General features: G+C 64.9%; 18 protein-coding genes, 1 tRNA gene and 1 pseudogene. 9 read left to right on the top strand and 11 right to left on the bottom strand.

From position 1 onward, the window contains the following. The first annotated feature begins 262 nt into the window (after window positions 1-262). The gene (locus P7D22_RS17385) at window positions 263-1,108 is read left to right on the top strand and encodes an MBL fold metallo-hydrolase (RefSeq protein WP_319935517.1); all 846 of its coding nucleotides are present in this window, start codon (window positions 263-265) and stop codon (window positions 1,106-1,108) included. 59 nt (window positions 1,109-1,167) lie between these two features. Beyond that, window positions 1,168-1,977: a formate/nitrite transporter family protein gene (locus tag P7D22_RS17380; RefSeq protein ID WP_319935516.1), complete on the top strand. Its 810-nt coding sequence runs from the start codon at window positions 1,168-1,170 to the stop codon at window positions 1,975-1,977. Between the two features lie 55 nt (window positions 1,978-2,032). Here the strand turns inward: P7D22_RS17380 and P7D22_RS17375 are convergent, their stop codons facing one another. After that, the gene (locus tag P7D22_RS17375; RefSeq protein WP_319935515.1) at window positions 2,033-2,278 is read right to left on the bottom strand and encodes a hypothetical protein; all 246 of its coding nucleotides are present in this window, start codon (window positions 2,276-2,278) and stop codon (window positions 2,033-2,035) included. A 28-nt stretch (window positions 2,279-2,306) separates the two neighbouring features. Beyond that, a complete protein-coding gene (locus tag P7D22_RS17370) occupies window positions 2,307-2,516 on the bottom strand; it encodes a hypothetical protein (protein ID WP_319935514.1) in 210 nt (69 codons plus the stop codon). A 446-nt stretch (window positions 2,517-2,962) separates the two neighbouring features. On the opposite strand from P7D22_RS17370, the gene P7D22_RS17365 reads away from it, so the two are divergent. The 6 genes from P7D22_RS17365 (at window position 2,963) to P7D22_RS17340 (ending at window position 7,425) form a co-directional block, all read left to right on the top strand. Beyond that, a complete protein-coding gene (locus P7D22_RS17365) occupies window positions 2,963-4,531 on the top strand; it encodes a putative bifunctional diguanylate cyclase/phosphodiesterase (RefSeq protein WP_319935513.1) in 1,569 nt (522 codons plus the stop codon). Next, a complete protein-coding gene (locus P7D22_RS17360) occupies window positions 4,524-4,964 on the top strand; it encodes a BLUF domain-containing protein (protein ID WP_319935512.1) in 441 nt (146 codons plus the stop codon). The genes P7D22_RS17365 and P7D22_RS17360 overlap by 8 nt, the downstream gene beginning before the upstream one ends. Window positions 4,965-5,042: 78 nt before the next feature. Continuing rightward, a complete protein-coding gene (locus tag P7D22_RS17355) occupies window positions 5,043-5,471 on the top strand; it encodes a CopG family transcriptional regulator (RefSeq protein ID WP_319935511.1) in 429 nt (142 codons plus the stop codon). Between the two features lie 41 nt (window positions 5,472-5,512). Further along, window positions 5,513-6,589 carry an extracellular catalytic domain type 1 short-chain-length polyhydroxyalkanoate depolymerase gene (locus tag P7D22_RS17350; protein ID WP_319935510.1) on the top strand — a complete coding sequence of 359 codons (1,077 nt, stop codon included), beginning with the start codon at window positions 5,513-5,515 and terminating at the stop codon, window positions 6,587-6,589. Window positions 6,590-6,701: 112 nt separating this feature from the next. Beyond that, window positions 6,702-6,777 (top strand) — tRNA-Val (locus P7D22_RS17345). A gap of 246 nt (window positions 6,778-7,023) precedes the next feature. Next, window positions 7,024-7,425, top strand: coding sequence for a hypothetical protein (locus tag P7D22_RS17340; protein WP_319935509.1), 402 nt, complete (start codon window positions 7,024-7,026; stop codon window positions 7,423-7,425). Window positions 7,426-8,100: 675 nt separating this feature from the next. Here the strand turns inward: P7D22_RS17340 and P7D22_RS17335 are convergent. The 5 genes from P7D22_RS17335 to P7D22_RS17315 form a co-directional block, all read right to left on the bottom strand. Then, window positions 8,101-10,002 carry a TniQ family protein gene (locus P7D22_RS17335; protein WP_319935508.1) on the bottom strand — a complete coding sequence of 634 codons (1,902 nt, stop codon included), beginning with the start codon at window positions 10,000-10,002 and terminating at the stop codon, window positions 8,101-8,103. After that, entirely contained in the window at window positions 9,999-11,057 is a 1,059-nt protein-coding gene (locus P7D22_RS17330) for a TniB family NTP-binding protein (RefSeq protein ID WP_319935507.1), read from the bottom strand. The genes P7D22_RS17335 and P7D22_RS17330 overlap by 4 nt, the downstream gene beginning before the upstream one ends. After that, window positions 11,050-13,191, bottom strand: coding sequence for a DDE-type integrase/transposase/recombinase (locus P7D22_RS17325; RefSeq protein WP_319935506.1), 2,142 nt, complete (start codon window positions 13,189-13,191; stop codon window positions 11,050-11,052). The genes P7D22_RS17330 and P7D22_RS17325 overlap by 8 nt, the downstream gene beginning before the upstream one ends. Then, entirely contained in the window at window positions 13,188-13,907 is a 720-nt protein-coding gene (locus P7D22_RS17320; protein ID WP_319935505.1) for a TnsA endonuclease N-terminal domain-containing protein, read from the bottom strand. Before P7D22_RS17320 ends, P7D22_RS17325 begins: the two co-directional genes overlap by 4 nt. A 389-nt stretch (window positions 13,908-14,296) precedes the next feature. Continuing rightward, a complete protein-coding gene (locus P7D22_RS17315) occupies window positions 14,297-14,800 on the bottom strand; it encodes a hypothetical protein (protein WP_319935504.1) in 504 nt (167 codons plus the stop codon). 1,303 nt (window positions 14,801-16,103) lie between these two features. On the opposite strand from P7D22_RS17315, the gene P7D22_RS17310 reads away from it, so the two are divergent. Further along, window positions 16,104-16,445 carry a hypothetical protein gene (locus P7D22_RS17310; RefSeq protein WP_319935503.1) on the top strand — a complete coding sequence of 114 codons (342 nt, stop codon included), beginning with the start codon at window positions 16,104-16,106 and terminating at the stop codon, window positions 16,443-16,445. 295 nt (window positions 16,446-16,740) lie between these two features. Here the strand turns inward: P7D22_RS17310 and P7D22_RS17305 are convergent, their stop codons facing one another. The 4 genes and pseudogenes from P7D22_RS17305 to P7D22_RS17290 all read right to left on the bottom strand — a co-directional run bounded on the left by P7D22_RS17305 (window position 16,741) and on the right by P7D22_RS17290 (window position 22,171). Further along, window positions 16,741-19,194, bottom strand: a complete 2,454-nt coding sequence (locus P7D22_RS17305; protein ID WP_319935502.1) for an HD domain-containing protein — start codon at window positions 19,192-19,194, stop codon at window positions 16,741-16,743. Continuing rightward, entirely contained in the window at window positions 19,191-19,640 is a 450-nt protein-coding gene (locus tag P7D22_RS17300) for a hypothetical protein (protein WP_319935501.1), read from the bottom strand. The genes P7D22_RS17305 and P7D22_RS17300 overlap by 4 nt, the downstream gene beginning before the upstream one ends. Window positions 19,641-20,742: 1,102 nt before the next feature. Further along, window positions 20,743-21,087, bottom strand: a pseudogene (locus P7D22_RS17295) (integrase core domain-containing protein); the annotation flags it as partial. 16 nt (window positions 21,088-21,103) lie between these two features. Continuing rightward, window positions 21,104-22,171 carry an IS110 family transposase gene (locus P7D22_RS17290; protein ID WP_319935500.1) on the bottom strand — a complete coding sequence of 356 codons (1,068 nt, stop codon included), beginning with the start codon at window positions 22,169-22,171 and terminating at the stop codon, window positions 21,104-21,106. Window positions 22,172-22,427 lie beyond the last annotated feature (256 nt).

Genomic DNA, 22,427 nt, shown 5'->3' with positions numbered 1-22,427 from the left:
CAACGCGATCAGGACCAAACTCGCCCTGAATCATCTGTCTGAGTCGGTGCACTAGAGGTTATTAAAGAAGTTGCCGCGGTCAGCTTGCCAGTCGTACAGCGGCAGCGCCGAGCAAATAGGGTGCATCAAGCATAGCCCGAGTCTCCAGAGCCGATCGGTCGAGTTGCCTATCCCGCAGGCGGTCCCAGTCGAGGCATCCTGCCGCCGATCGGAACCCCGTCGCCATGCCCCCGTTGGCTTTCATGACACCCGGAGCACGCCCATGACGCAGCAGATCCCCGTGACGCCCGATGCCGTGGCGGCGGCCTCCGGCAAGGCCGTGTCGGTGTTGTCGCACGACCTCGCCTATAAGCGCTGCGCCATCGTCAACGTGGTGCTGGTGGGCCCGCCCGATGCGGGCGACCGCGGCTGGGTGCTGGTCGACGCCGGGGTGCCGGGATCGCGGCATGCTATCGAGGCGGCGGCGGCCGAGCGCTTCGGGCCGGGCGCCCGGCCGAAGGCCATCGTGCTGACACATGGCCATTTCGACCATGTGGGGGTGCTCGAAAGCCTCGCGGCCGCGTGGGACGTGCCGGTCTGGGCGCATCCGCTCGAGCGGCCCTACCTCGACGGCACTGCCAGCTATCCGCCGGCCGATCCGGGCGTCGGCGGTGGCTTGATGGCGCTGCTGTCGCCGCTTTATCCCACCAAGCCGGTCGATGTCGGGGCGCGGCTGCACGACCTGCCGGCCGACGGCAGCGTGCCGCCCCTGCCCGGCTGGCGCGCCATCCCCACGCCGGGGCACACGCCCGGCCATGTCTCCCTCTTGCGCGGCCGCGACCTGATCGTCGGCGACGCCTTCGTCACCACGGCGCAGGAATCGGCCTATGCGGTGGCCACCCAGGAGCCCGAGCTGCACGGGCCGCCGCGCTACTTCACCCCCGATTGGACGGCCGCCCGCACGTCCGTCGCGGCGCTGGCGGCGCTCGAACCCGAGCTCGTCATCACGGGCCACGGCCGCCCCCTGCACGGCCCCGCCCTGCGCGAAGCCCTGCACACATTGGCCGACCGCTTCGACGCGGTGGCGGTGCCGCGCCACGCCGCACCCGACCAGGGAGCCTCGCGCTGAATTCGTCCACGCCGCAGGAGGGCGGATCGGAGGGCCACGCCCTCAGCGCCGCCTCCAGCATGTCGGACGTCAGCGAGGCCGAGCGAGCCATCATCGCGGCCCACAGCCGCCCGAATGCCGCCCTCATCCACGAAGTGATCCGGGCCGAGGGGGAAAGCGAACTCGACCGGCCGGTGCATGCCCTGTTGTTGTCGGGCCTCGCGGCCGGGCTGTCGCTCGGGGCCTCGCTCATCGCCGAAGGCGTGCTGCAGGCCCACTTGCCGGAGGCGCCCTGGCGCGAGCTGGTGAGCAAGCTCGGCTATCCGGTTGGGTTCCTGATCGTGGTGCTGGGGCGCCAGCAGCTGTTCACCGAGAACACCGTGACTCCGATCCTGCCGCTGCTGCGCAACCGCGACGCGAAGACGGTCGGGCGGGTGGCCCGGCTTTGGGCACTGGTGCTTGCGGCCAATGTGGCGGGCACCTGGGCCGTGGCCGCGGTGCTGGCCGGCACGGAGCTATTCCCGCCCGAGGTCAAGCAGGCCTTTGCGTCGATCAGCCGGCACGCCATCGCCACGCCCTTCGGCGACACGGTGCTGCGGGGCGTCTTCGCCGGTTGGTTGATCGCCCTGATGGTATGGCTGATGCCCGGCGCGGGCTCGTCGCGCCCCGCCATCATCGTGCTACTCACCTGGCTGGTGACGGCCGCCGGCTTCGCCCATATCGTGGCGGGGTCGGTCGACGTCGCCTATCTGGTCTGGTCGGGCGAGGCCGAAGCCGGCGACTATCTCGGCCGGTTCTTCATTCCCACCCTGCTCGGCAACGTGCTTGGCGGCGTCACTCTGGTGGCGGCGCTCAACTACGGGCAGGTGGCGAACGAGGTGGAGGGGTGACGGCGATGACCCGAGGCGGGGCTGCGCACTTTCGCCCGCACCACCCCGCCGCTGGTCAGCGCTTGTTGTCCTGCACGGTCCGATAGGCCTCGGTGCACTTGCGGCTGATCTCAGTCTTGTGGCGCTTCATGCAGGCCGTGATCTTGGCCTCGTTGGGGATGTCGTCCTTGCACAGGCGCTGCACGTCCGGGTAGCAGGCGGCCTGCAACACATCAGTGTCGGTGGGCCGCCTCACCTTGGCGGATGCCGGGGTGAGGCTGAACGCCAGGACGGCGCCGAGGATCAGAACGGTCTTCATCATCGGCGCGTCCGGTTCGGGTCAGGGGCGATCAATAGGCGCCGCGATGATGCCGACGGGGGGCATGCCGCCGCATATGACGGTGATACACCTCGCGTGACGGACGGTTGCTCATCATCGGCTGGCGACCATGGCCGGCGGCCGAAAGCTGGCTCGCCGTGACATTGTCGGCCCTGGCGGCCGAAGCCATGAGCGGCATCGCCAGAACCGCGACACCGAGAAGAAGACGCAGAGACTTCATGGACGGAACTCCTTGGCCCCCAACGAACAATGCGGCGGCCGGCTTTCTCCAACCACCATCGGAGCACGGCGGTTCCGCCGGCCCGGCGCATCATCACCGCGGCAGGCCATCGCCGCATCGGCCGCCATTAGCGCACCTGCCGTAAAGTTCTGCTCGGACCAAAACCAGTTCCGCAGATGTCGGAGGGGTCGTACCCGCGCTTTGGTCCTTGTCGACTCACAAAAGGAAGTTCGTTCATCCGCCATCAACGATGCTTCATTGGCCCCATCACATTTTCCCTTGGCCGAGGGCGGTTTCATCGTGAGCTTAACCGGTCGTTCGGCTCCGCTTTCTAGGGTTGCTCGGCGATCCACACGGGTGGACGGCGATTGACAGGTTCGATGGCTCAGGGTTTAGCGCGTAGCGCGATACGACAGGAGCAAGACGAAACCGATTGGGCCCGGCGGATGCCGGTGACGGCCCTCGGCTTCGACAGGTTGGCGATCTGTCGCTTCGCCACCGACCGCGCCCGCGCCCTGTTCCCCGGGCGCGAGCCCGTCGGGCTGTCGGCCACGATCTTGTTCGCCGACTGGACCACGCCACCGGCCTTCGACCGGAACGGCATCGCGACCCTGCGGCGCAGAGCGGACCAGTTCCTGCGCTGCGACACGACCCGCCATCCGGATGGCACGTGGGATTGCGTGCTGACCGACACCGGCCAGGATAACGGCCCCATCGTGGCGCCGCCGGTCGACGACCTCACCGGGCTGATCCTACGGGGCGCCCTGCGGGACAAGCTCGCGGGCGTTCTGGCCGACGCGAGAGCCCGCCAGACGGGTGTCGCGGTGCATGCCATCGACCTCGACCGTTTCAAGCAGATCAACGACACGCTCGGCCATGCGGTGGGCGACCTGCTCCTGGTCAAGGTGGCCGAACGGTTGCGCTCGACACTCGAGCCCGGCGACCACGCGGCCCGGCTCGGCGGCGACGAATTCCTGGTGGTGCAGGCCGGGGTCTCCGATCGAGCCGAGGCAGAAGCCCGCGCGGCCCGCCTCACCGACCTCATCGGCCGCACCTATGTGGTGCAGGGCCACATGCTGAACGTCGGCGCCAGCGTCGGCGTGGCGCTTTGCCCGGACGACGCCACCGATGCCGTGTCGCTGCTGCGCCACGCCGACCTGGCGCTGTATCGCGCCAAGGCGGACGGACGCGGCATCGCCCGCTTCTTCGAGCCCGGCATGAACGCCCGCATGCAGGCTCGCCAGCAGCTGGAAGCCGATCTCCGGCTGGCCCTGGCGCGGCGGCAATTTTCCCTGGCGTTCCAGCCGCAATATTGTCTCGACGCTGGTTCGGTGAGCGGCTTCGAGGCGCTGCTGCGCTGGACCCATCCCGAACGCGGGCCGATCTCACCGGCCGACTTCATCCCGCTGGCGGAAGAGATCGGCCTCATCGTCGGCATCGGCGAATGGGTGCTGCGCACGGCCTGCCGCGAGGCCGTCGGCTGGCCCATCCCGGCCAGCATCGCGGTCAACGTGTCGCCCGTGCAGTTCAAGACCGGCAAGCTGGCCGAAACGGTGTTCTCGGTCCTGGCCCAGACCGGCCTCGCGCCAGGGCGGTTGGAACTCGAAATCACCGAAGGCGCCCTGCTGGACGAAACCAACCTCGTCCTCAAGACCCTGCATGCCGTGCGGGACATCGGCGTGCGGGTGTCGATGGACGATTTCGGCACCGGCTATTCGTCGCTGTCCTACCTGCGCCGCTTCCCGTTCGACAAGATCAAGATCGACCAGTCCTTTGTGCGCGGCCTCGGCGACGGCCGAGACTGCGAGGCGATCGTCCGGGCCGTGGCAAGCCTCGGCGCCAGCCTCGGCATGCGCACCACCGCCGAAGGCGTCGAAACGCCCGAGCAGCTGGCGCGCGTGCGGGCCGAAGGCTGCACGGAGGTGCAGGGCTATCTCACCGGGCGACCGCTGACCGCGGCGGACGCCACAACCTTGCTGCTGGCCGAAACCGGAAAGGCGAAGACCCATGCCTGATGACGATCACCTGCACCGCCTCGTTTATTACAGCCGCAACCGCATCGATGGTCCGCTGAACGAGGCCGTGCGGACCATCCTCGCCGCGAGCCGGCGCAACAACGCACCGCTAGCCGTCACGGGGGCGCTGATGTTCAACGCCGGCTGCTTTGCCCAGGTGCTCGAGGGCGACCGCGCGGTGCTGGAATCGACCTTCGAGCGCATCCAGCAGGATCCACGCCATGGCGACGTTTCGGTACTGGCTTTCGAACCGATCGCGGCGCGCAGCTTCGGCCAATGGTCGATGGGCTTCGTGGGCGCCCGCCCGGACCATGCTGCCGCCTTCGCCGATGTGGCAACCGCCAGCGGCTTCGACCCTGCCGTCGCGAGCGGCGACGAGGTACTGCGCGCCCTGCATGGCCTTGCCCTGGAAGACGAAGACGCATCCGCCTGAGAGGGGGCTCCACCGCGCCCATCCCTTGCAGACCGCGACGCCGTACCCCATTCTACCATCCAGCGGGATGGTGCAATCATGGTGCGTGCAGCGACAAGCGTTGAGGACAGCCGCACCCGGCTGCCCGATTCCGAAAAGATCACGGTCAATCTCGGGCCGGTCGATCTCGGCCATATCGACCTGCTGGTGCGCGAAGGCTTTTACGGCAACCGCACCGACCTGATCCGCACCGCCATCCGGCGTGAGATCGAGCGGCATGAAACGACGCTCCGGACGAGCGTCGACCGGCAGGCGCTCGACCTCGGGCTGAGGCGTTATGGGCGCGCCGAACTCGAGCAGGTGCGGGCCGCGGGCGGAACCCTGCGCATCCAAGTGCTCGGCCTCGTGGTGATCGGCGACGACGTCGACCCCGAACTCGCTCGCGACACCATCGCATCCTTGCGGGTCCTCGGTGCCCTGCAGGCGCCGGCCGCCGTGAAGGCCGCCTTGCGCGACCGCATCGCCTGACCTTGAGCGCCCCACCCTCCTCCCGATCCGAAAGCCTCTCCATGTCGTTCCTGAAGTCCATCGACCTCACGACCCGGCTGATCCGCGACGGCAAGCTGACGCAGGCGCTGGCGGTGCTGGGCGGCGCCATGCCGAAGGCCGGCAGCCAGATCCTGCCAGGGGCAAAACCGTTGTTCGACGGCGCAACCCTGCGGGCGACGCTCGAGGCCGGGCTCGGCGCCCTCCTCCAACCGGGGGCCGCGCCGACTGCCGAAGCCGCGCCATCGCCATCTGCCGAGGGGGCCAGCTTCACCGAGCAAACCTATGCCGGCCCGTCCGGGTCGTTGAGCTATAAGCTGTACCGGCCCGCCTCGGCCGGACCTGCGCCCCTGCCCCTGGTGGTGATGCTGCACGGCTGTACGCAATCGCCCGACGATTTCGCGACCGGCACCCGCATGAACGCACTGGCCGAGCGGGAGGGCGTGTTCGTGGCCTATCCGGCCCAGTCGCGGGCCGCCAACGCCCAGAAATGCTGGAACTGGTTTCGCGCGGTCGACCAGGGCCGCTCCGGCGAGCCGGCCCTGGTGGTCGGCATGGTGCAGGCGATCCTCGCCACCCATGCGGTCGATCCCGCCCGGGTTTACGTGGCTGGGCTGTCGGCCGGGGGCGCCGCCGCGGCGGTGCTGGGCCAGACCTATCCGGAGGTCTTCGCCGCCGTGGGGGTCCATTCGGGCCTGGCCTGCCGGGCCGCCGCCGATATGGGCTCGGCCTTTGCGGCGATGCGGGGCGGCGCCCCGGTGCAGCCGACCGGCACCGGTATTCCGACCATCGTGCTGCATGGCGACCGCGACATGACGGTGGCACCCATCAACGGCGCCCAGGTGCTGACGCAGGCCGAGCCGAGCGAGGCCCTGACCGAGGCGGTTTCCACCGCCACGGCGCCCGGTGGGCAACGCTACACCCGCACGGTGCTGGCCGACGCCTCCGGCCGGCCGCAAGCAGAGCATTGGGTGCTGCATGGCGCCGGGCACGCGTGGTCCGGCGGCGACCCGGCCGGCACCTACACGGACCCGCGCGGCCCGGATGCCAGCGCCGCCATGCTGCGGTTCTTCGAGCGCCATGCCGGCCCGCGGCCGTGAAAGAATGCACGAACATGCGAGCCGGATGACGGTTGGCGCCACCGGCCCGATCTGCTAGATCACGAACCGTCGCGCCAATCTGCTTCACGCAGGCCACGGCATGGCGCGACGCGGGCGGTTAGCTCAGTTGGTAGAGCATCTCGTTTACACCGAGAGGGTCGGCGGTTCGAGCCCGTCACCGCCCACCAAGCACGATACCGGCTCAGTGTGACGGTGCGTGACCTTCGCTGCGATTGGTCGGCATTGTTCTTCGTCATACCTCACACTTGTGTTCGCCGTGCGAATACCTTTGATCAAATCATAATGCGCCATGAAGATCGGGCGGCGTTCACCTTCCGGGCGAAAACCGAGGCGGGCTTTCCCATGCGGAAATCAGCGGGCAACCAGCCTCACTCATAATAACACCCCAGGAAACACCATGGGGGACACAGAATTTGCCGTTTGGTTTGAGGATCATACCCGTCGTCGTATCGTCGCTGGCGACGATGGTCGCATCGACCGCCTTTGCGGCGGAGACCCTCGAAGTTGAGAAACTTCCCTATTCTCAAGCGCGCGCAGAACTCATGGAGCGTGGGTTCAGGCCCTACACGATGCCTGGTGCACCCGAGTGCGAACGCGGCGACAACAAGTGCTATCCGGAACTGGAAAGCTGTGTCCAGAAACGCCACTGGATCTGCAACTATACATGGCACGTCGGAAAGACGATCTACCACCTGGAGACCCGGGCGCAGAAGCAAGAGCCGCCTGTTGTCGACAGCTTCTACTGCCTCCTGAACTGCGGCAAAGACAGCGACACCAACGCCCTCGCCCAGGCAAACGCAATCCAAAAGCCTTGACCGCAGTTGGCTGCAAATCAACGGTGAAGGCCGTGGCGGTAGGGCTGATCCGCATGAGACCGCAAAGGCCTGAGCGGTTCGCCGAACGCTACCTTGCTACCTTCCAGTCCGAGGGTCACCAGCAGCGACGACGGAAGGTGGAAAAAGCAGCCCAGACCGCCATTCCACCGCATTCTGGATGATGTCGGGCCAAGAACCCAGCGGCAGAGGTCCCAGGCCGGCGAGCTTCCGCGTATCGTATGCGGCTACATGACGGATACGCGGCCAAGCCTCAGCTTGGCCGCGTCGCTCTTCGTCTTCGCAGTGTAACTTAAACCATAGTTTGTCCTCAATTCCGCTCTTTCGTCGCTGGAAAGGGTCGATACAGCGTTGGAAATCGCACGAAGCCGTACCGCATTCCGAAGCAAAACATGTCCGCATTCCCGAGTGTGCCACTTCGCTCACGCGCCGCATCGCTTCCGCTTACGGCGCGTCGGCCGGCAAAGGCGCGAGCTTCATAAGCGATCGCTGCGGGAGTCTGGGATTCGAGTCAAGCGGCCGTATTGCCAAACGTGAAACGGCGCCATCCCTTTCGGGAAGCGCCGCTTTGCAAAGCTGGAATTGGATCGCGACCGCAAATCGAGGTGGTTCGAAACGGTGGACCGGCTCCCGTAAATTTCGGTCGAGCGCCGAACGTTATTCGGTCAGTCCTGCGGGGATCGACCCCGTGTCGATCAGGCGGCTTGATCTTACCGCTTCGGTTATCCCCAGGGTCAGATCGCTTCGTCGATAGACTGTCGCGTGGAACGTGGCCGGATCGAATGCGGGGGCGACGCCGTTCGCGGCGAGATCCGCCTTGACCTTCATGTGGTGTTTCCCCGTTTCCTTGGCGACCTGGAACAGCGTGGCGTATCCGGCCGAAAAGGCGTGCATCGCTGCAAGCGGAATCACGTTGGTGGGACACCTGTTGATTGGATTGACCACGGTGACGGTGGGGAGAATCTTCTGTTCGACGAGCGCGCGAACCGTGCGCCATCCGAAGCCTGTGACTTCGACCACCCGGTACTCGGGCAGGCCTTCAACATCCTCACCCCTTACTGCCGCACGAACTTCCGACGTCGAAACCAGCACCGAGAGGAAGCCCGCGACTTCGACGTGGCGTCCCACCCAGGCGAGCTTGCCGTCCAGGACGAGCTTGACGATCTCCATGGCTCCGCAGTTCGCTTTCTTCGCTGCGTTCGGGATGTCCTGGATGTCGCCGCCGGGTTCGGCAACCGTCGTCGCTGGCGCCAGCAGCGCCGAGGCGAATGCGTCCAGATCGGCACGGGCGAAACCGTGGCGGGAGACACGGCGCCCGTCCGGCGGCACGAACGGTTTGATGAAGCCCTCGTCGAACAGCAGACGGGCGTGCACGCGCGGCGCGTTGAGGTAGATCTCCACGCCCTTGAGGCTTACTTGGCTTGCCGTGGCCGACAGGAAGGGCCGTGCCGCGTCGGCATCGAAGCGAACCATTGCGTCGAGCTTGTCGCCGAGATCGCCCGTGATCAGGCCCTCGGCCGCCAGGATGCGCCGAAGGCGCTTGGGATGCCGGCCGGTTTCCAGCGAAGCCGAGCGAATCGAATGCACCCGCCTTTCGGGAAGCATGACGCCCAAAACTTCGCTGCCTGCGGGCAGCGGCACCGTGTCGAACACGTGCTTGCGAACGACGTCGCGCACGGGTTCGAAATCCGTGTTTCGCGCCGCGAAGCGCAGCCACAGGTAGAACGCCCCGTACAGCGCTTGCGGTCGTTCGTTCCCGGACGATCCATACGGGTAACTGCTCTCGAGCGAGGTCATGAATGCCCGAACGGAGTCCGGTCCGCCCGAGGCGATGTCGAAGCCCGCGGCACCTGCGGCATACCATTGCGGATCGGTCAGCCGTTTCAGCCCCGGACGACGACCGAACAGGGCCGTTGCGCCCAGCATTTCGCATGTCCTCGCCGCCGCGTGGAATTGGAGTGCATCGAGCCACGGCACCGTCCCAGTGGCGCCGTCCAAACGCGCCTGGAGATAGCGCTCCAGGGTCGAAGGTCCCCGCCTCGGCGCCGCCTGTGCAAGTTGATCCAAGCGTTGCAGGGAGGTTGCGCATCGGCTCGCGAAGTCGTGGACGTGGGTCTCGGACGAGGCCTCGCCGACCTCGACCAAGCCGAGCCCGTGGATCGGGCATGTGCGCAACGACGCGACAAGCCAAGTCGAACGGCCGTTGGCGGCGACGATCGGCGGAAGCTCAGAGCGTGCGACGTCCTCGCGCAAGCACGCCGGGCAGACCGCCATCCGCTCCCGGCGGAGCGAGTGCTTGGCGAGCTTTTGTCCGTGCAGCCACCACCCATCGACGTGTCGGACGGCGGCATCTGCCGACACTCGGTCGACGGTCAGGCCGTTCAGGTCGGCAATGACGGAAAGCGCGTCGCCGCAGCCGTCTACCACCTCCTGGAACAGAAGGCCCATGTCATGGCAGAAGCGGCTCGCTGCGATTCCGTGGTGCCGAGCCAGGCGGGACACGAGGCTCTGCGGGCTTTCGCCAGGCGAGAAGGGGATAGTGCGTCTGAGCTTCGTCATTGCCGAGCCCCTTTGCGCCTGCGACGGATCGGCTTCGATCCATCGTCTTCGCCATCACTTGGCGACGCGAGGCCGTCGATCTTGGTGACCTGCACCAACGAGCAGTCCAGCGCCTGCCAGTCGGGGGTGACGAAGGGATTGGCGAAGCCTGCGTTGCCAGTGCGGATGGCGAACTCATTCGCGAAATGCGCCCCGGTGAGGCATGGCTCCGCGGCGATTTCTCCCTCCGCTCGGTATCGTGATCCCGCGGCCGCCAGTATGGCGCAGCGCGCGATGTCGACTGCCGTCCCGAACTGGCGCAATGCGGCGTGCATCAGCCGTGGCACCGTGTCCATGGCGAGGTGGGCTTCCGTGCCAACCCCGGCTTCTTCCGCAAGGGCCTTGATCGTGTCGACGAGGATCTCGCCGTCATCCTGCCTCAGGCTCTCTATGGCGACGAACTCGGATCTCCGCCTGATCTGGTTGTCCTGACGAAGGAATTCCACGATCACGGGCGGTCCCGAAAGCACCAAGGCGACCGGGTGCTTTTTTCGGATCAGCATGGCCCGCAGCGTGTTGCGGACCTTCTTACCCTCATTCTTGTCCACCGTTTCGGTCAGGTTCTGCACCTCGTCGAGATGCAGGTAGCGGATGCCCTCGGCCTTGAGCTGGTTGCGGACGGCGCGCCAGACCGACGCCGAGCGGGAGTTGCCCAGGAAAGGGTACCCGGCCGCCTCGCAAATCTCGCGACCGAGTTCCTCTAGTGTGCATGGCGACGGGACCTGGACGCTGAGGAGCTGACACCCCTCGTCTTCGAAGTTTGGGAAGGCAGGGTGCTTGCGGAAGGCCCGCCCGAGCAGCGTGCTCTTGCCTGCACCGGACTCGCCGGACACCACAATGGCGCGGGCTTCCGGACTTTGCTTGGCGTTCTTTACGAGCCTGTCGAGCGCTTTCTTGAGCGTGTCGTCTTCCTCGCGCGTGAAGTAGTATTTGGCGAGTTCCTCGCCGATGGTGTTCAGATGGTCCGACGTGTCACGCACGGTATGGGGCAGGCCTACCACGGAATGTTCAGTCATTCTTTTCGATCCCCGTCATTCGTCGTGGAGCCCGATCTGGTGCCGGCAGCGAACGGGCGGCCGTCCATCTCGGGCTGCCGGGTCCGGTCCCGTCGACGCCGTCCGCCAGGATGTCGGCCGGATCGCCCTCAGTGCCGGCCCCGTCGAGGTCAGGCATTCGGAACCCTATCGCGAGGTCGCGTTCGGCCCGGTCGATGGAGGCCTGAGAGGGGCGGGTCTCGCCCAAGCCGAAGCGCTCGATGCCGCGCGCCGCGATGGCATTGATCGCGCGGACCGCTTCCAGTACGACATGCTCGTTGACCCGGTAGTCTGCGGCATGGCGACGGCGGATGTCGGCGGCTGCTTCCAGCCATGTTGCCATGGATACGCCGGCGAAGCCGGCCAGCCTGCAATCCAGCGCAAACCAGTCGTCGCCCAGCAGGACCGAAACCCTGCCCAGGTCGAGCGCATCGACCTTTACCTTGACCGGCCCATCGCCAAAGGCGCGGCGGTGTGCGTGCAAGCGATCCGAGGCGAAATCAAGATTTAAGACGGTCACACCGTGTCGGCCGGTACGGCGTTCCACCTCGGTGCCGAAGATGTTCCGACAGACGTCCGAGCCCGGCGGCGGGACAACGCCGGGACTGGCGGCGAGCCGGCGCCAGGCATTGGCCGGCGTTTCCCCTGCAAGGCCTTCGTGCGGGCTGTTGTGGTAGATGTCGACGACGTAACGCGGAAGCGCGAACAGGAGAGCGTCCAACTCCAGGCTCGCTCGTGCCTCCGCGTTGTAGTCGCCTCGCGCCACGGTGTGCTCGAAGGTCCTGCCGGTGAAGCGCGCGATCAACTGCGTGTGAATGGTTCGGTAGACCCGTTCCATGGTGCCTCGGAGTCCGGGCTCGCCGGCGATGCTCGTCTGCGGAGTGCTACGGAGTTGCAGGACCTTGGCCCTGAACGCGTCGGCGATGAGGGTCGAACCGCCGTCGGTCACGACGGTTTCCGGCGTGCATCGCATGTCCCATGGCGACAACGCGCCGACCGCGTCCGCGTAGGCCGCCTTGTCACGGACGACCATGTGCAACGTCGCGATGGCGCTTGCCGTCGAGGGCTGGCGCGAGACGCTCATGCCGAGAATACAGCGCGAGGCGCAGTCGATGGCGACGCAAACCCAAACGCGAATGCGCTTCAACTTCGCCTTTTGCTCGTCCGAGATGGCGCCTGCCAGCCCGACTTTCGTGAGCAGGGTCATGAGTTGGATGGACCATTCGTCCATCTCGACGCGCTCGCCTGCGCGGGAAACGTCAAGCCCCTGTCCGAGCATCGCGAATTTTCGCTCGGCGGCCTTCAGGCCGTAGCGCGCGGCGTGCACCATGAAGGCGTTAAGCCCGTCGATGCGCTCGTTCATCGTCTTGCGGGATGGGCAGGGGATTTCCTCGAGACCTGCCGTGCGACGTTTCGCGTTCTCCTGGTCGATGGCCGCCTGAAGGTTGAGGTGGCAGCTGGTCTTGGTCGGGCGCGTTTCCGAAGCATAGGAAACCGCGTGCACGGTCAGCAAGCGGTCGGCTTCGGCGGCCAGCTTGAAAGTGAAATTGCCGGAGCGGTAGTGCCGCTTCCGGAGCGCCGTGACGCAGAAGTTGCCTTCCCTGAAGCGCCTCAACCAACGCAGCAGGGTCTTGGGTGATGGCGCGTCTCGACCCTCCTGTATCTTCAGTGCGCCCGCCCTCTTCTTCTGCTCGGCACGGCCGGCTGCGATCTTCTCGCGTTGAATAACGAGGGCCTGGATGCCCGGGTCGAGGCGCTCGATGGCGGCCTTCAAGCCGGCGTCCGAGCGGCTGGCTTGCTTCTTGTTGGCAAGGGCCTGGAAGGCGCGGCACCAGTCCCAGCGGTAGAGGATCTCCGGCCACTCTTCGGGAGGGAGCAGGTAGAGGTCGCCCACCCCGCTGTCCAGGCGCGCGGCGGCATAACCTGGCTTGAACCAGTCTTTTTCGTATCGGAACCCCGCGCGCTTCTCAGTGATCAGGGCAACGTCGGAGAACGACTCGAACATGCCGGGTTGATCGAGGCGTTCGAACAGGTTACCCGTGTCGGTCGAGCGGATGTAACGATACGCGATGTCGGCGATGGTGATACGGTCGTACTCGCCAAAATTGAGCTTCATCGGCTGCCCTCCGATGCTTTCTGCGCGGCCAGTTCGACCAACGTGTTCTGGCTGATCCGGCCCCGTTCACGACGGCCCAAAGTGCCATCGGCGATGAGGCGAACGACGGCCCGATAGGCGTCGGCGCCCAGACCACTCGCTTCGACGAGGCGCTCGATGGTCACAGCACCATCGATACCGGCGGCGATCACCCGGAGCTTTTCGTCGAGTGCCGGATCGGAATTGAGACGGGCGCTGTTGATGAGCGTGGCATCGTGCAGGCGGTCTGCGGGCACGTGCTTCTCGGTCATGACCTGGAAGCGCGTCGCCACGCTCGCGGGTACTTGCTTGGCCAGAGACTCGAGGAGACGATGCGTCCCTTGGGTCGCGACCTTGGTGCTAGGCTTGACCACGACCGCCAGCCGGTTGCCGTCGCGCAGCGTGGCGATGAAATCGAAGGTGTGCGTGCGCGTCCGTCCGTCGTGGTCGGTGTAAGCTACCGGTGCCGGCTGTTCGACGAGGTCGACCACGCTCGAATGCGCCAGGAGGCAGAGGGCGACGCGGCGTTCGAGATCGCTCTCGCAATGAATGACGCGGTCCTTGGGACAGACGATGCTGGGGCGCGCCGACCCTTTCGACCGCAGGCTGATGCGACGCGTGGAAAGCGAGGCAGCCGGCGGGCGCCAGCCCTCGGTATCAGGTTTGTCGTCGTCGTTAGTGGGGAATTCACCATACATTGCGGTCCGTCTCCAAAGGATGGACCAGCACGCCGATGAGCACTTGCGATTGGCCGAGCGATCGTGCAAGGTTCAATCACCCGGAGGGCATCGGTCGACTGATCGAGGTCATTTTGGTATTTAAGTCTGAAGTTTCGCGTTGCTTGCTGGCTGTATCGAAACTTTGAAATCATCCGAGGCACCCAGGGCTGGTACCCTAGGGTGCCTCGTTGGTTTTCAGGGTCCCATTCGATTTCCTCCGAGTGGCGTTCAATGCAATTGCCGGACCTCGCTCTCACTGGCGTTGTCCGGCGGGTGGCCGTCGCTAGGACACCCTGCTTCTTCCTTCGAGGCATTGCCGATCCGCAATCAATCGATGCAGGACCTGGCTCCGTCCGCGGGTGCGTTGGTCACAGCCGGACTTCCGTAATGGAAGCCGTGTTCGCGGGGCCCTGCCCTTTCGCCCACCACCGCTTGATGCGGTTGTCGTGCTCGGCCAAGCCGGCCTTCTTCAGCCGACTCTTGGTCTTCTCCGCCGCGTCCAAGCTCAGGCCGCCATTCCGCACGGCTTCGTTGACTTCACCGCCCGACAAGCCCTGCGCGCCGGCCTGCTCCAGCGCGTCCAGGATGAGCTTGGCCGCGCGGCCGGGCATGTACGGCGGATGCGCGGTCGGGACCTGGGCGGCATCGAAAGGCGCCGGACTCCGGCGGACATCCCGGCCGGGGGCCGCCTCTATGTCCTGCTGCATCTCTGCGCTGACGCTCTGAAGGGCGGCCATCAGCCGCTCCCGTCGAAACATCATCGCAACCGTGCGGGCATTCGACTCCGCCACGAGCCGGAGCAGGTCGCCCCGCTCCGCCTCGATCCTGAGATCGATGTCCTCGATCATTCCCTGCACCGCGATGAGATCCATGCGTCAGCTCCCGTCCGACCCGTCGATGGATCGCACGACAGGACACTGGACGCAAGCCGGACATACGGCAGTCGCCTGGGCATTGGCAAACATGGTGAACAGGTTGGAAGGGAGAACGAATTCGAGATACCGTGCCAGTGTCCTGTTCACGCTTGGCCATGGCGGCTAGCCAGACGGCAGTGCCCGAACGGTTGCGCCGCCGTCGATCAGCGTCCCGGATGTCGGGCTCGGCGGTGGTCGCCAGGCATGCCATCGCTTCTCCGATCGGCGGCGTCGCCACCGCTAAGCTTGCTCCTGTCGTCGTCCAGAATCTGATGGCTTCGGGGCCGAAGCCAGCTCCCGTTCACCTGGAACGCACGTGATCGATTGTGTCGGCTTCGGGCTGGACACTGCCCAGGTACGCGACAGCGAAGCGGCGCGGTGGGGCAGGCACGCGATGTCCGAACGGCGGGAAGGGTCGTGTCGTCGGCCGGACGCTCGGCCCGCTCGACCCTGCCCGCCTTCGGAAGGCTGGCCCAGCCGAAGAGGCGCGAGTGTCCGGGACGTCCGGATCGCGGGATGCGAGCACGCCTGGCGTCGCTCGAGGGATCCGGATCGCATCGAGAATGCCGCGCTGGCGGAACCAGGAGACCCTAAGGCCGGTGCCGCGATGGTGGCGCGATGGATCGGGCCACCATCGCGGTGACGCTCTGCTCGGAGCGTGGGTCGGTCGCCATCGGGTCGTGCGACAGCTGTGCAATCCGGCCGGGACTGAAGCGTTGATGAGCGGGTTTTCTGCGCGACGTTGCCGCCGGTGTTTGTCCGATCGAATAGGCTTGCGAGAGGACGAAGGATTCGCTTCGAGCCTAGACTCCGAAGGTCGCTCCGAGGATCGGGTGTCACCTTCGCCAGGCACTGCATCCTCGTCTCCGAACTGCGGAGTCGCGATATGGGATGGAAACGACGGCATTCAAGTATCTAGATATTCAAATATTCAGGGTTGTTTTTCCGGAGCCGGACGATGGAAAAGAGGAAAGCCGTAACCGCCTGTCGACGCGGAAGGATCGTCGGCGAGCCCTGCGACGCTCCGGTGTTCCAGGCCTCCCTTTGGGCGACGGCATGGAGAGCGGCCGCCCGGGCGGGCCCGCGTGCCATAAGATGGCATGACGTCGAGCCGGAAAGCGGCTTGGCCCGTGGCGATCGATCGCGTGGCATGTATGATCTATGCCAGATGGCCGAAGGTGCTTCGATTTGAAGATGGCGCGTCAGTTGGACGGACCGGGGAATGTGGGTCACGTTGGTGAGACGCACGGGGAGGACATCGATGATGAGTGAAATGGGCCGCGTGGACTTTGACTTCGACTTCGGCCTCGTCATCGACCTCGAGGAAAATCGACTGAAGAAGGTTGCAGGACATCGCGCGTTGGCATTCGTCGACGCCAAGGGCCTGGACGCGGTCCGAGCCGAGTACGACGGCGCCGACGACGCGCGTTACCGCAACCACTTGCTTTCGCTCCTCGTATTTGGCGAGAAGAAGCTGGCGGCACTACGCGAAGATTGCTCCCTGGATCGGGACGGCCATTTCGAGGCGATTGATCGGCGAGCCCGAGAGATCGAGATCTTCCGAATGTCGGACATGCACCTGGGGGGCTCGTGCATCCAGTGATCGTCCAGCGGCAGGATCGTGCTACCCTGACGCACTGAGGTCGTCACGGCTCAAGTGCAAGTCCTTGAATCCGAGATCCTGAGCGATGGAGCTACGGTCCTGCAGCTACAGGTCATGGTCGACCTGACGACAGGTTGTCCAGCACCGGCACGGATAGCGGGCCCGCCCGAGTGAGCGGGATGTTGGGTGCGGCCCCCGTGACTTCGATCTGCCTGCGGATGGCGTCGCCGAGCCCGAAGGATGCCGCACCACCCCAGCCACCAGGTCAGGAACAACGAAGCCCTCCGTTGAAACCTCAGGCAGGAGCGGTGCCAGCCTGTGTAGATACGGCAACCGTTGTCGCACCGCCGGCACTTGGAACATCGGCGAAGGCCCTCTGGCCGAGGCAGATGGTGACCTGGTTGGATGCGGAAACGTTGCTCCTGAGGTCCAGCGTGTCCGCCGGCCTCATCGAGGCCTTGCTGGCGAACTGGCAGTAGAGCAACGCCACACGCCCATAATTCGCCTCGGCATACTGCAGGGGCTGGCCCGCGTGGTTTTCGTATTGTTCGGCCAAATCGGTCTCCGCGCTCTTCAATTCCACCACGACCGGACGGCGGTTCTTGTCCTTGCTGCCGACCACGACATCCGTGAACCCTCCCGCAGCCACGTTGTGTTCGGAAACCTCACAGATCTGAAGGAAGTCGGCCTGCGATCTGAGGAAGTCCATGAGGTGGTTCTGAAAGCGTTCCTCGTTCTTTCGCGGGACGGGATCCTTGAACATCGGGTGCCTGTAGAACGCTACCTGGTGCCGTACCAGGAACTCCAACACGATGAGCGCGAACTGAAAGTCATCGTAGTAGTGCCTCTGAAGCCCCGATGCCGCGAACTTACCTGCCAGGCTGGTCGCTGCCAAGGCGCGTTCGTTCTGGTCCAGCGAAACCAGCGGCGGCAGGAAGGAATTCATCGGGGGCCGCAGCACTCGTTGCGGTGATGCATCGAGCAGGTTCGCGACATGGGCATCGGCATGACTCCCGATCCTGCGGCCTAGCGCCTGCAAGGCTTCATGGTAGCTGTTCTTTGAGATCTTCGCCCTCCGCAGAGCTTCCGGCCCCGGAAGGAGGTCGTACTTCTCGTAGAGCGTGTAGGCAGTGGCCGCTGCGACATCCGTCTTCAGTTCGTCATCACAGAAGACCCATCCCGTAAGCTTGACGTCCCGGTAGGCGTTCGAGAGTTGCTCCACGTCGAAATAGTGGTTCACGCGCAAGAGGGTGCCGACGAAACTCGGATCATGCACCCATATGTCGGGGTTCTCCTTGACGGGGTTCGATCCGATCCAATCGACGTAGATCCTGTCCTTACCGCCCTGCAGGTAGGCCTGTATGCTGTCCTCGATCTCAAGGTTGTTCTGGGCGATATCTTCAAAGGCAAGCGACCAAGGTATGAAGGTCGCACTCGGAAGCCGACCTGCCTGCCGGTTGTAGTCGGCAAGCGTGCGCAGCGAGATCGCGAAAGCCCGCTGGGGAAGCTTGCGGTCGAGGATGCGCTTCGCCCTCGTCCGAAAGTTCTCTTGGGCTTCGGTGTTCTCGTCCTCCCACTCGGCTAGCCTGTCGAGAACCGCATCGTCTCCGCCTCGGTTCAAGATGAATGCTAGACACCACTCGAGGCTCCGCCCCCGCACCGACTTCTGGTACTGCAGAAATTCGCGAAGGAGACGTTCCAACGAGCGTTCGGCGGCGCGTACCTTGTGGTGGGTATATATGCGCTCGAACAGGTACGAGCGCGTCATGACGAACATTTCCAGTGCGGACGCGCCCGCCGGCCGTATTGCCAAGAGGTGGTAGACGTCGGGGTCCGGATCACCGAATCGTACCTTGATCTCCGGCAGTTCGGTGTTGCGGTCCAGCCTTGCCGTCGCGAGCTGCGAGAGCAGGCGGTCGACGTCCGCCGAGATCGGAAGGCCGGCATAGTAGGCATCGCGCGCGACGTAGTCGATCTTGTCGCAATCGATGTCGCCCGAAACTATGGACTTTATGTAGTGGTGGTACGCTCTTCCCCTGCGCATGAGCGTGCTCGGCCTGCCCATGATGATGCCGCAGACGAACAGGCATGCCTCGTCCGCCGTATAAGGCAGCCCGAGCGCACCCATGAAGGTTGACATGGCGGGGGACAGCACGAAGAGCGCCGAGAGCACTTCGGCAGCGGCGGGTGGCTTCGTAGGCAGCGCCTTGTGTGTCCGCGTTTCGGCTTCGGCAAACGCCACCGGGTCAGGAAGGTTGGCCCTCAATATCTCCTGTGCGGTCGCGAATTCCGAATTGAAGATACTGGCGAGGACCCGTTCACCGAGGTGGCTGAAGGCGGTGTGACCGCAGTCGTGCATCAGGGCGGCAAGCGATATGAGCTGCTCGATGCGTTCCCTGTCCTTTTCGTCTAAGTCAGTGTTGCGCGACAGCTTGTTGAACATCACGGTGGCCGCGCGCATGGTACCGATGCTGTGTTCAAGACGGCTGTGCTGCGCTCCTGGGTAGACGAGGTGAGCGAGACCGAGTTGCCGGACCCGCCGAAGCCTCTGCATGAGTGGCAGGTCTACGACACTCACCTGCTCGGGCGTCAGGGTGAACAGCTTCCAGATCGGATCGTTGATGTCCTTCGACGACCGGGCTTGCCCCGGGGTTCCGATGAGGTCTTCAGCGAGCTTGTCGAAGACGGCCGAAGCCAGTTCGCCGCATCTCTCACGCAGAGCGGAGCGTATGAAGGCAGCCGTAGTCATCCAGCCGCGGCGGACCCCGCTCTTTGCCGCACCACCTGCTTCAGCCAGTCGACCTCCTTTGGGAAGCTGACTGCGTAGTAGCTCAGGAGCGCATGGGCCTGCAGACGGTCTGTCTTCGGAATCATGCTGACGTTGTCCGGGTTCATCCGTCCCGCGACTCCGCTCGCTTGGGAGGCGACGGCCATCCGCGTCACCTCTTCGACCCGGGCGCCTCCAAGTCTCTCCTCGACATGGAGGATGCCGGCTATGCTTGTGGGCAGGGCCTGGCCTGAATTCAGGAAGATGTCCTCGAACACGTCGGAGCTTATCGCCTCCTCCCGATTGCCCTCGAGCTGGAGTGCGCACGACACGAGCTGGCCCAGCAGCTCCGGAGTCAGTCTCACGCGCTCACCGGTCCCGACAGCAGGTCCGTAGCTCTCACGTTCGAGGCGCCTGAAATCGACCATGTTAATCCCCGTGCGGCCAATAGCGGTTCACCCTAGGCCGACCTGTTCGCTTTCCGTACCCTTCCAGACCGATATACATAATTTTTCGCATGCTGGCTTGTCATCCTCGGACACTGTTGGAAGCTGGAAAGGCTGGACGCGCGCGCCCGCAGTCGTCACGAATCACAGCGGCGACGGAGCGAACCACCTCGGACGCATCAGACATGCCTCTGCATCCTGTCAGGAGCCAAGCCCGACTCGCAATAGGAACGAGTACCATAGGCAGGCCAGCGATAGCTGGGCAGCCTCCAGGACCATCATGCCTTTCTAGGCGCGTATCTGATCGGCACGCAGGTTGGAAGAAAACGTACTTGGCAGGTCGCGAGTTCGTGGTCGGCCTAATCGAGGCAGGTTGGATAGTAAGCGACGACCGTGCAAGGAACGAGATGCTTTCGGCTGGGTTGGATTCCGGCAAGCGACAGCTTGCGGGTTGTATGCCTAGGAACACTGGGATGCTGCTCAGCCTGCGCCTTGGTCGCTGCCGCTCTCGCTGGACATGCTCGCTAGCAAGGAATGCTAGCCTTGCAAGCTGTGTACGGACTTGCCTTCGTGACGCTGCAACGGCGGCTCCAGGGCTCAGGAAACGTCGTCCCGAGCTAGGCAGCAGCCTGTGAAGGTTCTCCATGATGCTGGCGAAGCCGGAGAAGCCTGATGCGCCACCAAGGTCGGTGATCTACCGTCAGGTCAGCGTGCGCGGCAGCCCCAACGCGCGAGCCGGAGGGGGCATCGTCGTTTGGCACTGGACCTGCGATGCGTCCTGGCGCGGACGCATGCGCCATCGGCGACATGTTGTCCGGGGCGCACACTGAAGATCGTGGCGTCTCCTGTTCCGTTGAAGCAGCTATGGACGAGGCCGGCGATCAATTAGGGCCTCCGCCACTTGGGCGACGGCGGGAATGTGGCGATTTCGACCCACACGCAAACGATCTTCCGTTCGAGGTGACGCACCCCGTCCGGGCTTTCCCGCACGACACCTTCTCCCAGCAAGGCGTCTCGATAGTGGGCGTCGACGCCAGCTGCGTGAGCCTCAAGGATGGCGCCGCGACCCATGGCGCGAATAGCGTCAGCGTTCTCGCGCGCGAGCCGAAAGATCATGGGCCCCATGGACTCGGCCATCTGTCCGCTTCCCGCTCGGTGAGCCACCTTTCACCTTGCACCGCCTCGGGTTTGTCGGGGGCACTGAATTGTGAGACACGCTGCCATATCGATAATTGACCGCGGCAGCATAGTAAAACTCTTCGGATTCGGCAGGCGGAACGTTGCCGATGGTCTCAAGCAGTCGGCGATGGTTGAACCAGTCGACCCACTCGAGGGTGGCATACTCGACTGCTTCGAAGCTGCGCCACGGGCCACGCCGGTGGATCACCTCAGCTTTGTAGAGGCCGTTGATGGTCTCGGCCAAAGCGTTGATGCTCCTATGTTGGTCAAGCGGCGTTTGCGTTGAGGGCCATGAGCTTTCCGGTGCAGAGGTGCCGATAGATTTCGCGGGCAATGTAGCGCTTGAGGCAGCGGCGGATTTCGCGGGGTGATTTGCCTTCAGCGGTTCGGCGCTGGATGTACGCGCGGGTCGGCGGGTGATGCCGCATGCGGACGAGGGCGACCCGGTACAAGGCCGCATTCGCGCGGCGATTGCCACCGCGGTTGAGGCGATGGCGGCTTGTCTTGCCGCTTGACGCCGGCACAGGGCACACGCCGCAGAGCTTAGCAAACGCGGCTTCAGAGCGGATCCGCTGAGGATTATCGCCGAGGACAACGAGCAGGTCTGCGATAGTGCCCGTCGACACGCCCGGCGCTTCCATCAGCGCCGGCGCCTGGGCACGCACCAGCGTCTCAAGAATGGATTCGTGCTCCTTGATCTCGGCATCCAGCATCAACCACCGGTTGGCCAGCGCTCGCAGCGCCATCTTGGCCGAAGCGGTGGTGGAGACAGGTGTGCCCGGGCGCAACGCCGCGATCGCGCGGATGAGGGTCATCTTGCCGGTGATGCCGATGAAGCGCTCGCGCAAAGGCTGCGGCGCGTTGTCCAGCAGCGTCTTCAAGGTGACCATGGCTTGGGTCCGGGCCTTGAGCGCGGTGTCGCGAGCGATCTTGAGATGGCGGATCATTTCGACGGTGCCATTGCCGATCTTGGGCTCGCCCTCGGCGTCACCCGCCAGGACGGCCCGCGCGGCGGATTCGGCATCAACGGTGTCGGTCTTGCCATGCCGACGACGGAGCTGTCGGTTGACGCGGCCGACCTCGATGACGCGCAGCTCCATGGTGGTCAACGCCCGGGTAAGGCCCGCGCCATAGGAACCGGTCCCTTCGATGCCGAAGGCATGCACGGTCCCAAACTCGGCCGCCCAGGCCGCCATCTCGCGATAGCCCTGGCCGGTCACCGGGAACGAGGCGGTGGCCAGCCGGGCACCCAGGCCGTTGATGGCGACGGCGACGTGGACGTCCTTGTGCGTGTCGACGCCGATGATCACGGCATCGGATGTGATATCATGCATGCAGGTCCTTCAGGCGGGTGGAACCCGAAGGTCATTCGCGAGCGGACAGGACTGTGACGGGAAGGCACTCCCTCAGGCTCCTATGAAGTCAGGTCTCGCGAGACCTCGGGTGCAGCCTGGAAGACCGACAGATCAACGCCATGACACGTAGTCAATCGTAAGCACGGGTCAGGTCCCCCAGACTGCACGTACCTTCTCACAGTCGTAGCTGTCGCCGACGCTGCCGACCGAAGGTTCGATCCCAGCCTCGGCAAGG

It is taken from the genome of Lichenihabitans sp. Uapishka_5 (assembly GCF_033947565.1).
Taxonomy (GTDB): Bacteria; Pseudomonadota; Alphaproteobacteria; order Rhizobiales; family Beijerinckiaceae; genus Lichenihabitans.
This window is presented reverse-complemented; position numbering and strand designations above follow the sequence as displayed.